This window comes from Porphyromonas sp. HMSC065F10 (assembly GCF_001808555.1).
GTDB lineage: Bacteria > Bacteroidota > Bacteroidia > Bacteroidales > Porphyromonadaceae > Porphyromonas_A.
This window is the reverse complement of sequence record NZ_KV793715.1, coordinates 1-550: the sequence shown is the minus strand read 5'-3', so window position 1 is coordinate 550 and position 550 is coordinate 1. Positions and strand designations below refer to the sequence as shown.

At 45.5% G+C, this 550-nt stretch carries 1 protein-coding gene; it reads right to left on the bottom strand.

What is annotated here, in order from left to right:
* Positions 1-497, bottom strand: a 497-nt coding sequence (locus tag HMPREF2890_RS00020) for an ISAs1 family transposase (protein WP_148130618.1), incomplete at its 3' end; no start/stop codon positions are given.
* Positions 498-550 lie beyond the last annotated feature (53 nt).

Below are 550 nucleotides of genomic sequence, written 5' to 3'. Positions count from 1 at the left end.
ATGTCGATAAGGGCAAGCAGCTCCTTGATGGCATTCACCTCGTTGCTTTTCTTAGAGATAAAGACCTGATCAAGAGAGGCGTGTATCTTTGAGAGATAAGCCGTCACCGTGTGGCAGTCCGCATCCGGCTCCATCTTTTTAACACCTCTCATGGTCTTCCCATCGATGCAGATATGTTCTCCGACAGAGCTGTACACCTCTAGGAGCCAGGACTTAAATGCATTTTGGAACGTGACAGGCGATAGGGTCTGGAAGACGGCGCAGAACACATCGTGCGAGGGTGTGTACCTCCTGAGTACCTTTCCCGAAATCTTGAAATAGAGTTTCCTCAAGTCCTTCTGATGAATCTCGGCATAGTCCTCCATCGCATGCCACGAAGTTTGATTGCACATCATCGTGCAAAAAGCCACAAGCAAAAGGTAATCAATGGGATAAACCAAATGATTTCCTTTCCTGAACTCAGGAATGAGAGAGATGACCGAGAGCAAATTATTCATACCTAATAACGCTTAAAAAGAGAGACAAACGGTTGATTATCAGATATAAAGGT